The organism is Nostoc sp. DedSLP03 (assembly GCF_034530815.1).
Classification (GTDB): domain Bacteria; phylum Cyanobacteriota; class Cyanobacteriia; order Cyanobacteriales; family Nostocaceae; genus Nostoc.
In genome coordinates this window covers 35,019-45,452 of record NZ_JAVRCK010000073.1, presented here as the reverse complement: position 1 = coordinate 45,452, position 10,434 = coordinate 35,019, and the positions used below count along the sequence as shown (strand labels likewise).

The window sequence follows — 10,434 nt, the reverse complement described above, 5'->3', positions numbered from 1 at the left end:
GTGCAATTTATCTGGCTGCTTCTGTCATTTGGCTCAATTGATGACACGCCCTAGTCAAGAGTGATAAATAGAGGTTGACACTTGCTCTAAAATTTTTTACACCCCCCACATTGTTTACATTGGTTTAAAAGAAACCCAGCCTTAGATTTTTGCTGTGGAGTGGAATTAGTGTCTCTAAGAGTTCTGCCAGCATTACCAGAATCTATACGGTCAGAGCATGGCTTTTGAAAACGATTACTCATACTTTGTACTTGCGTATTGTGTGTTACGCACGCATTTTAGCGCTCTCATTCATTAAACACAGTCATAGCAAGGATTTCAGCCTTAGCGTACAATTTTCCCGTTTTGGCACGGTGATGCCTTACATAACATTCAACTCTGGATAAATTGGAGACACAATTATTTTTATCTGGCTAGAGTGATGAAAAAGTGGTAGTTACTTAGGCAACTTGAGACACTCGTTGCTGGATGGGAATTTTAACAATGAATGCTGTCCCGTTTCCTGGGGTAGATTGGCAGTTGATATTACCGCCATGCTTTTCTACAACAATTTGGTGGCTGATAGATAAGCCTAATCCGGTTCCTTTACCCGCAGGTTTAGTTGTAAAGAAAGGTTCAAACAACTTTGCTTGTACTTCTTGACAAATTCCTGGGCCGTTATCAGCAATGTGAATGGCAACCCAGTCATCTCCAATCATGTTTGTACAAATTTCAATTCGGCTTGGTTGTTGTTTAATTTCCTCAAAGGAACGCTGTTGATTGTAATCATCTAAGGCATCAATAGCATTAGATAGAATATTCATAAAAACTTGGTTTATTTGTCCGGCATAGCATTCCACTGGTGGTAACAAACCATAATTTTTTACTATTTCGATTTCGGGATGCTCTGGTTTTGGTTTAAGACGATAATTTAAAATTGTGAGCGTGCCATCCAGGCATTCATGAATATCAGTCTCCGTTCGGCTAGCATCGTCTGTACGCGAGAAAACCCGCATGGATTTGACAATTTCACGAATTCTGCGTGCGCCAAAATTCATCGAATTGAGCAATTTTAATAAATCACTCTCAAGAAATTCTAGGTTTGTTACCTCTAATTCTGCTTGAATGCGAGGTGTAGGATTAGGATATTCTTCTTGATACAAATGCAGAAGATGTAGTACTTCTTGAGTATATTCATTGGCATGAACGAGATTGCCATAAATGAAATTTACAGGGTTATTAACCTCATGGGCAATGCCAGCTACCATCTGTCCTAAGCTGGACAGTTTTTCACTTTGAATTAGCTGAATTTGTATTTTTTTAAGGTACTCATAAGCTTGGCTAACTTCTGTAATTTTTTGCTCTAATAGTACATTTTTATGCTCTAATTTGGTGGCTAAATCATAAAGTTTTAAGTGCAATTTTACCCGTGATAAAACTTCTTCTTGTTGGAAAGGTTTAGTGATATAGTCTACAGCACCAACTTGGAAACCTTCGATTTTATTGCTGGTATCTGATAGTGCCGTCATAAAGATAACGGGAATATCTTGAGTTTTTGGATCTGCCTTTAATAGACGACAAGTTTCAAATCCATCTATTTTTGGCATCATGATATCTAACAATATTAAGTTGGGTAGAGCATATTTAACCCGCTCTAGTGCGACTTTTCCTGATTTCGCTACCCACACTTCAAGACCTGCTTGATCCAAGGTATCAGACAAGACACTTAGATTAGCAGGATTATCATCAACAATTAGAACTGTCGTAGTTTGTTCAATTGTAAGGATCATAACGCTTAAATGTGAGGGTAAATTAATGCCAAAATTTCTTGGTCTTGAAAACCTTTTGCCAGTTGATGCAGCTGTTTGGCAAAGGGAGTATATTTTTGATCTATTTGTGAGATTAATGCTGCTTGTTTTATGATTCCCCTAAAATGGCCTTTCATCACTAACTCATACAAAATTTCTAATTCTGCTGGAGGTGGTAAGACTAGTTCAGGATGATCTTTAGCTGTCTGATTCTCAGTTGTCTGCTCTTCATAGAGCCATTCTAAATTGAGATGCTGTCGCAATTTTTGAAATAGCACGATTGCCTGTACGGGTTTAGGCAGAAAATCATTACCGCCTGCTTCGATGCTGCGATGTTGATCGCTTTCAAACACGCTGGCTGAAGAAACAATAATGATGATGTTTTTAAAAGCTTCTGATTGGCGAATGCGCCCAATTAACTCAAAACCATCGAGTTCTGGCATTAGCAAGTCAGTAAGCACGAGATCTGGTTGAAATTCTAAAATCTTTTGCCAACCCTCTTCCCCATCATTAGCTTCGGCAACTTCAAAGCCGATGGGAGTGAGCAAGTTGTTAATGACTGAGCGGTTTTCCCATTTATCATCAGCAACCAGAATCTTGGGTTTACGGTCTTTGATACCGATAATTTGCCCATAGTCGTCAGCTTGAGAGGTTTTTACCCATTCTTGAGCTTCTGGCAGGTTGACATCAAACCAGAAAATACTGCCTACACCGCTCTCACTTTGAACTTGAATGGTGCTGTCCATTAATTCCACAATTCTTTGGCTAATGGCCAATCCTAATCCTGTACCTTCAGTTTGTCTTCGTCTATCACCTGCTTGCTCAAAGGGTTGAAAAATGGTTTGGAGTTTGTCTTGAGCGATACCAATTCCACTGTCGCGGACTTCAAAGCGGATTTTGCCTTCTGAGGCATAGCTAATGGTAAAGGTAACTTGACCTGCGTCGGTAAATTTAATGGCATTACTGAGGAGGTTAATTAAAACTTGTCGCAGCCGTTTTTCATCAGCACGGATACCAACGGGTAATTCGGAAGCCAATTGATAACGGAATGGAATACCTTTAAGTTCCGCTCGAATGCGACACATCTCCGCTACGCCTTGGAGGAAGGCGGGAAAGTGGAAATCGCTGGTCATCAGTTCCACTTTTTGGGCTTCGATTTTCGACAAATCGAGGATGTCGTTAATTAAGGTGAGCAAATGAGAACCGCATTGATAAATGACATCAATACGCGATCGCTCGTCTTCATGGAGATTTTTAGAACGTTGCAAAATTTGGGCATAGCCGAGGATACCATTCAGCGGTGTGCGTAACTCGTGGCTCATGTTAGCGAGAAATTCGCTTTTGGCATGACTGGCGGTTTCTGCGACTTCTTTGGCTTTAGAGAGAGCGATTTCTGCTTGTTTGCGATCGCTAATATTGCGCGTGATTGCAATAATACCGAGTATTTTGCCATGAGCATCGCGCCAAGGAGCCTTGGACGTTAAATAAGTTCCTCGACTTTTCCCATTAGAGAGTTCTTCCTCGTAAGTTGCACCAATACCTGTTTCGATAATCTGGCGGTCTTTTGCTATGATTTCACACGCAACTTCAGGTGGAAAAACTGCCGTATCGTCTCTGCCGATAACTTCTTCAACAGTTTTACCCAGAAAAGTTGCAGAACTAGAGTTGAGGGTAAAATAAATTCCCTCATAATCTTTCACCACAACAAAGTCTGGCGTACTTTCTAAAATTGAGCGTAGCAGCATATTGCTTTGGCGCAAGTCTTCTTCGGCTTTTTTGCGATCGCTAATATTACGTGTTGTGGCGATGATGCCGAGAATATTGCCGTGAGTGTCGCGCCAAGGTGCTTTTGTGGTGAGAAATGTGCCACTGACAGTACCATTGGAAACATCTTCTTCATAAGTCTCGGACTTGCCTGTTAGCATCACCTGGCGGTCTTTATCCATGATTGCCAAGGCAGCATCCATTGACAACACTTCAGTATCGTCTTTGCCGATAATCTCCTCAATTGGTTTGCCCATGAAATTGGCCAAATTAGAGTTCAGGGCAACATGACGACCTTGAAAATCTTTAACAACGATAAAATCTGGTGTACTTTCTAAAATTGAGCGTAGTAGTATGTTGCTTTTGCGTAAAGCAGTTTCAGTCTGTTTGCGATCATGAATATCTGTATGAGTTCCTACCCACTCACGGATACTACCATCTGGGTTCAAAACCGGGACACCCCGCGCCAGCATATAACGATACTCCTCATCATGTCGACGCAGGCGGCATTCCATTTGATATTGAGTGCCATTTTTCACTGCCGTTTCCCACGCTTGGGCAGTTAATGAGCGATCGTCTGGATGAATTGCCTCGAACCATCCCCAACCCAAAAGCTCCTCCAAGGTTTGTCCAGTAAATTCCCTCCAAGTAGGAATATCGCAGCTAACAAGACCATCAGCCGGAACTATCCAAACTATTTGAGAAGTGGCGGCGATCGCACACCGATAGCGTTCTTCATTTTGTTGAAGTAAGATTTCTGCTTGTTTGCGCTGAGTAATGTTTTGAGTAAACATCATAATGCCACCAATTTCACCGCTTGCCAGATGCCAAGGGCGAAGTGACCAACTTACCCATTCTACAGAGCCATCGGCTCGTGGATAAGAGTCTTCATCGCGTTGAGCGATCGCTCCTGCTAAACACTGTTGGTGAATTTGCTTCCATTCTGGGGGAATATCAGGAAAAACCTCGTAATGAGAGCGTCCAATAATGTTTTTAGTCAGGTTATAGTCTTCCAGCCATTTGCGACTCACAGCAAGATACCGCATATCTCGATCAAATATGGCTATTCCCATAGGAGCATATTCAATCGAGTGATGCAGAGCTATTTCTGGTGGATGGGAATTTACATCAATTTTCACTCCGATCTCTTGGAATTGAATATCCTGAGGGTTGCTTTGCTCTGGTATGTAGCTCATGCTTTTTGATTACTTGTTCTCCTGAAAGTTGTCAGAGGGGAATCTGCTGTTGAGTCGTTGGCAAATCTACTTGAGATTCAGAGTTCCCTAGAAATTCTGAAAACTAACAAAAAACTAAGTTGAGATTGCTTTGTTATGGCAATTCAATAAAGCTACATATTTTGTTATTTACTTATAAAATTTATTAATAATGGGATACAGATACCGTTGGCGAATTCCCAAAACTACTAAACTAAACCGATTAGTTCAGCAATGAAACGATTGAGAACCTTGTGAGCCGTTTTATACCCGGATGCTTGCTTACCCAATTTCAGTTTAGACAAAACACGATCGTGTAAAATTTCAAGTTCTCTTATCGTTGGCAACCCAACAGACTGTTTTGGCACGGTGACGCCAAATTTGACACTTACTGTTAGAAACAAAGTAGATAGCTGCACAATTAGAGCTAATTTGTAAACTCAAGTAAAGTACTTGTCTAATAAGGGTTTCAGTAATTTAAATCAATACAGCATTTATTCGCTGAAATTCAGACCTAGTAATGAGTTGAGTACCCTTAAGATTTTCTTTACGAATCAGCTCTAACTTGCCACTGTCCCGTAATCTACTGATGCGATCGCAAATTACCTGCATCTGCTGACATTCTGGCTCCAAGTAATTGAGGGGCTTCAGATGGTCGATTCTTACGGCGTATTCTCCATCCCACATTGCCACTGTACAACTGAACCTCCATGCCTTACAAATAATAGTCATATTTGGGATGCGCTCTTTCACCCAATGGCTAACCAAATATGCTCGGTCGATTTGCAACTCTTCGATGTTTTCAAGAGTTATTTGCTGGGCATTTAAATCCGACTCAATATCTATAGTTACAGATGCTTCTGGTGCGTTTGCCTTGGTGATACCAACAGCCCTGATCATTTGTAATTCTAAGTCTTTGAGAACATGACGTTTGTAGCCATCAATTTTTTGGCTACGGCTTTTACGACCATGACGCATATCCTCATCTTCAATTGAAATACGTCTATCCTTAGCAACTGCTTTACGGAGCTTTGGGGAACCATCCGATGCCTCCTCCACATCTTGTGCTTCAATTTGTCTTGCATCTTTAAGACTCTTGTTTACCTGAAGAGTTGTTCTCAAGTCCAAATCAGTTTTTTGCTCTACCCACGACTCAACACAGTTCAATGCTTGCAATATTGTAGATAGGGCGAGATTGCGAGATTCTGGGTCATCCCAATCTAAATCCAAAGCGGCTTTCAGGCTGGTTCCTGTGACGATTTCTGCTCCTGCACTTGCAGCCACAGTTGCTAAGTCTTGTTGATAGTTTTGGGCTATTACTTCCAATGCTTTTCGTAGTGCGTGACCCAACAAATTGTACGTATCTTCAACTCTTGCTGCTCCCCATAGTGGACTTGAATCTAGCGCCACTTTTAAGGAACGTGAGTTATAATTTCCTTGTTTTTGTGCCATACAAATCGTTTTTTCAATTAACCTTCGGTCAAACGACTTTGACATTAAAAGCGCACGAAATCTTACCAGTGTTCCTTTCCCAAAAGGTGGTTGCTCACAATCAAGACAATCAGCAGACTTTTTGGGCAACCTTGTTGGCTGCTGCTCTCATCTGATTCACTGAGGGAAGGGTTATCTTCAAGTGCGATCGCTAGACATTGGATGATCTGTATGGCTAAACCAAAACCAGTAGGCGAAAAAGTTACCTTGCAGATGGAAGGGAAATTTGAGGAAATTACCCGCTCCACCTCAAAGAACCTCTTAAACATTGGGTATCAGAAATGCTTCTAGCGTCAGCGAATCAAACATCCCTATAATTAGCAATTAGCTGATGCATTTTGTAAGGATTAATCAACCAATTGGCGATTAAAGAAAAGGGAGTGCCTATACTAATTGAATTAGGACAATTGACAGAAACACCATCAGGTAGATAGTAATATTTATGCCCTTCAGTATGCCAATTAAATTGAGTAATTATTGGTTCGGAAATCTTCAGATTGGGAGTAATAGTCATAGATATCCCTTGCCAATCACCATTAAAATCTCGTTCTGGTAATTGATTTAATTCGTCTGACCAATATTTACTAGGAAATCCATTACAATCTTCACGAATATTTGCTATATGAAATAAATTTCCGTTCTCGTCATAAACAATACCTACACTATGTCGTAAATCTTCATGTCGAAAGAATAATTCTATCCCAAAAGACGAGTTGGGTTTTAACTTCACTGTTGCCCAAGTAGCATGACCCGAAGCAAAGAAATATCCTCGCATTGTCTCGCGTGATGGGTGAAAAAGTCCATTATCTAAGCTATTTGATAGAAAATTCAATTCCCAACTCTCTTGCTTGTTTTCGCCATTTGCATAAACATAAGTATTGGTATGGACAATTTTAGTCTTTTCTAGATTGCTTTTAAAACTTCTCAGACTTTGAAATGATTCTTTGACATCACCAACTGGCGTATATCGCGTCCAAATTCCATGCCAATTGAACAAATGGTTAGTACAATAATTCCAATTTCGTTCTTTTGCATCCATAATATTAGTGTCCAAAGTATATTTAAAATCTCTTTGTTAAAATACTGAATTCTGAAACTTTTACTGCCTACTTATTTATAAGCCTTAAGAGATTTGTTAGTGTCGTTCCTGAGTAGTATTGAATATCGGGAGAATGAGTAACTTTATCTACAACGAAACCAATTTTCATTCCAGATGTATAGGTGACTCCAGAACGGGTAGTTTGTTCAATGCGAATTTCATACTTAACAGGTTGCCCTGGTTGAAGCCAAGAATCAAAGCGATCGCCCACATTGATCTGGTAAGCATCGGCCCAGTGAGGATAGGGTCGATGTGGAACAAGTGGGTAAGACATCTCGCTGACTTTGGAGTTGTTCTGGAACAAAATAATTGTCAATTTAACCGTTTTTAACTCGCCCAGAAGCTTACCTTCATCTAAAAGAGTAAAATTGCGGGAATCGGGGAAGCGATCAAATCCTTTAAATTTAAAACGTCCTAAACGTTTAGGGTGAATACCTCCAGTAATCGCAATTTCGGTTTGGTTTGGCGAATTATTGAGAATATAATCCAATGTGCCTGGAATATAAAATTGTAATTTCCCCGATTCAGTAATTTCAGCTTTTAGCAGAGGATCTCCTAAATCCTGTGGGGGTTTAACAGTTTGCCAAGACACTTTAAAAGAACCTTGGACGGTTTCTAATAAACGATAACTATCTCGGACATCCGAACCAATACCAAGTAAACTCCGTAGTCCCGTTTTTTTCGACAAATTTTTCTTGATCAGCCTAATGCTTCGATCGACTAACAGGCTAACGCGATTGCCATAACTAATTTGTTCTTGAGGAATTTCTGTACCCTTGACTAACAATACTTGACCGTAACTACCAGGTTTCCCATCTCTACCGTTGCGTCCCGGTTGACCAATAAGGCCATTCTCACAAGTAAAATCTCTCTGCTGTGATAGACCAATATATTTCCAGCCATAACGGTAGTTTGGATCTAAATTTAGAAGCTGCTGGGGTCGATTTTGTTGTTCGTCATAGAACGCATCACCCGTACAGCGAAATAATTCTCTTTTAATTTCTTTCCACTGGGCATTAGCTACATTGATTTGTTGCACCATCAATGCCCAAGTGCAATAGTTTACACTCCAGCGCGGTTGAGTACAGTTACATCCACTACCTGCTTGTCCCCCCTTTCCTCCAACACCTGCCCTCCCGCCTCGATTACGTAACACCACATTCTTGAGTTGAGATAATGACTCAAAGTAAACAGTAGCATTACCGCCACCACCACCATGACCGCCATTACCACCATTACCGCCATTGCCACCTTTAGCACCGCATACATTCACTGTTACATCCTGCGGCTGTTGGCATCCAGAAGCTTGTTCACCAGAGGTAGCAGATTCTCCTGCTTCGCCATCTGTACCTGAGAGGTCAATCGGTTGTAGTTGTTCGCTAGCGCGAATTATTTGCTTTGATGCAGAGTTCCCATCTCGTCCAGACCGACCATCTACACCATTTCTACCAGCTTGGCCAAAAGTTTGTACTTCAGCAGCAACAACATTGGCAGCTAGACTATTAATAATTGTTGCCAGAAGGCATAGTTTGAGAATGTAATGACGGACAAGTACCTTCATGATTTGCTTTGACCTCTCCACCCGAAACTGAATTTTCAACCAACAACGTAACTGAATTTCCCTGTTTTACAAGCTCTGGTGTTTGATTAGCGTAGACGTGAAACGGCTTGTCGCTAGACATCGCTGCATTTGCCAACAACGGAACCAACCGCGCACGATAGAACTCCTGCTGCAAAAGGCACAGAATACTCAGCACGCCCAATTTAGACCAATTCCCCAAATCCTCGTTGTGCAGAGATATAAAAGAGGTGTCCAAAAGCACAAACTTCCAAGACGGCTAAAAAATCGGTGTTGCTAGATTCGGATGATGGATGATGATACCATGCTAGAAGGAGCGGTGGAAGCCGCAGTATTTCTTCAAGAGAGCAGCTAAATTTCTTTGCCCTAACTGAGAGCGATTGTCCAAGGTTTTTCAGATTATGGAAAACTAGAAAGAGAAATCCCAATGAACTACGACATCAAAGACAAAACCGGGAGCATCCCATTTTTGCAAAAACATTAGATAGCAAGTTGACCATTGAGGTAGGCACAGCGAAGTTGTAGTATGGACGGCACATTGGCAGAATTCCACTGAGCACCAGAAAGTTTCAACCTCAGACCGATTTGTTTAATAGCAGACTCCACAGATCCAGAACCAATAGAGCAAATCTGTTCCGCCTGATAGTAACTGTAATTGATAATCCGACTTCGATGCTTGTTCAAATATGCACAAAAATTCTTTGCTTGTTTTTTCGCTAAATCAACAAACAAAGCGTAGGCGTAGCCCGCCGCAGGCATCGTTGCATCTACCTCACCAATCCAGAGCAAGTTTTCTGCAAGCTTTAGTCGCTTGAGAGAACCACCAACTTTATAAAGGTTTTCGCGCAAATGATACCAATCGAGGATCTCTAGTCGCGTTGAGGAACTGCCAATTTCAGTAAATAATTTCCAAACACCATCATGTCCATCCCCCAAGCATACTAATGGGGTGACTAGCCTTTGTGAGTTAACCCAATCCAAAAGGGATTGGGGATCATGAAAAAAAGTGCCATAATAAATTTTGCCTAAGCGTACCGCTTTATAATCGCGCCACTCACATTTTTGTCCTTTTGGTGTTCGCAACCGCACCTTACCCCCGTCCAAACTCACTTCAGAAACCGCTTGCAATGCCGATGGTTGTGGCAGATCCTGTCTGCTCACCAGTCGGTGTAGTGTGCTATGTCCGACTTTCACTCCCGTTAATGCTTCTAGTTCCAATTCGGCATTTTGGTAGGACTCATTGGCACATAATCTGAAGCTACATTTCTCTAATACTGGACCCAGGTGACTTCTTGGCTCCAGTCCCAATTTTTGCGCTTGCTTTTCCGCGATCGGCAACTTCCCTACACAACTTTCGCTAATAAACTCTTACGTCTACGATAAATATTTAATACAATAACCCAAGTAATATTCGTTAGAAGACACAACCTGTTCTAAAAACGAGGTTTCTGTACATTGTTGCGACTATAAAAAAGGTAAAATTTCCTTTCAAGAATAGTT

The 10,434-nt window shown here is 41.2% G+C and carries 8 protein-coding genes and 1 pseudogene; all 9 read right to left on the bottom strand.

From position 1 onward, the window contains the following. Positions 1-440: 440 nt before the first annotated feature. Positions 441-1,769 carry a response regulator gene (locus RM368_RS27900; RefSeq protein WP_322697058.1) on the bottom strand — a complete coding sequence of 443 codons (1,329 nt, stop codon included), beginning with the start codon at positions 1,767-1,769 and terminating at the stop codon, positions 441-443. A 5-nt stretch (positions 1,770-1,774) separates the two neighbouring features. Continuing rightward, positions 1,775-4,747, bottom strand: coding sequence for a PAS domain-containing protein (locus tag RM368_RS27895; protein WP_322697057.1), 2,973 nt, complete (start codon positions 4,745-4,747; stop codon positions 1,775-1,777). 227 nt (positions 4,748-4,974) lie between these two features. Beyond that, on the bottom strand, positions 4,975-5,184 hold the full coding sequence (locus RM368_RS27890) for a hypothetical protein (RefSeq protein WP_322697056.1): 210 nt from the start codon (positions 5,182-5,184) through the stop codon (positions 4,975-4,977). 58 nt (positions 5,185-5,242) lie between these two features. Then, a complete protein-coding gene (locus RM368_RS27885) occupies positions 5,243-6,217 on the bottom strand; it encodes a hypothetical protein (RefSeq protein ID WP_322697055.1) in 975 nt (324 codons plus the stop codon). A gap of 62 nt (positions 6,218-6,279) precedes the next feature. Continuing rightward, positions 6,280-6,525, bottom strand: coding sequence for a hypothetical protein (locus tag RM368_RS27880; RefSeq protein ID WP_322697054.1), 246 nt, complete (start codon positions 6,523-6,525; stop codon positions 6,280-6,282). Between the two features lie 32 nt (positions 6,526-6,557). Then, a complete protein-coding gene (locus tag RM368_RS27875) occupies positions 6,558-7,295 on the bottom strand; it encodes a DUF3598 family protein (protein WP_322697053.1) in 738 nt (245 codons plus the stop codon). Between the two features lie 67 nt (positions 7,296-7,362). Further along, positions 7,363-8,916: a hypothetical protein gene (locus tag RM368_RS27870; RefSeq protein ID WP_322697052.1), complete on the bottom strand. Its 1,554-nt coding sequence runs from the start codon at positions 8,914-8,916 to the stop codon at positions 7,363-7,365. Further along, a complete protein-coding gene (locus RM368_RS27865; RefSeq protein ID WP_322697051.1) occupies positions 8,858-9,172 on the bottom strand; it encodes a hypothetical protein in 315 nt (104 codons plus the stop codon). The genes RM368_RS27870 and RM368_RS27865 overlap by 59 nt, the downstream gene beginning before the upstream one ends. A gap of 242 nt (positions 9,173-9,414) precedes the next feature. Beyond that, positions 9,415-10,290, bottom strand: a pseudogene (locus RM368_RS27860) (ISKra4 family transposase); the annotation flags it as partial. Positions 10,291-10,434: the final 144 nt, after the last annotated feature.

Bases quoted from the DNA above. Each gene is read 5' to 3' on its own strand.
- RM368_RS27900 (WP_322697058.1), bottom strand. From the start codon at position 1,769: ATGATCCTTACAATTGAACAAACTACGACAGTTCTAATTGTTGATGAT.
- RM368_RS27895 (WP_322697057.1), bottom strand. From the start codon at position 4,747: ATGAGCTACATACCAGAGCAAAGCAACCCTCAGGATATTCAATTCCAA.
- RM368_RS27885 (WP_322697055.1), bottom strand. From the start codon at position 6,217: ATGGCACAAAAACAAGGAAATTATAACTCACGTTCCTTAAAAGTGGCG.
- RM368_RS27880 (WP_322697054.1), bottom strand. From the start codon at position 6,525: ATGTTTAAGAGGTTCTTTGAGGTGGAGCGGGTAATTTCCTCAAATTTC.
- RM368_RS27875 (WP_322697053.1), bottom strand. From the start codon at position 7,295: ATGGATGCAAAAGAACGAAATTGGAATTATTGTACTAACCATTTGTTC.
- RM368_RS27870 (WP_322697052.1), bottom strand. From the start codon at position 8,916: ATGAAGGTACTTGTCCGTCATTACATTCTCAAACTATGCCTTCTGGCA.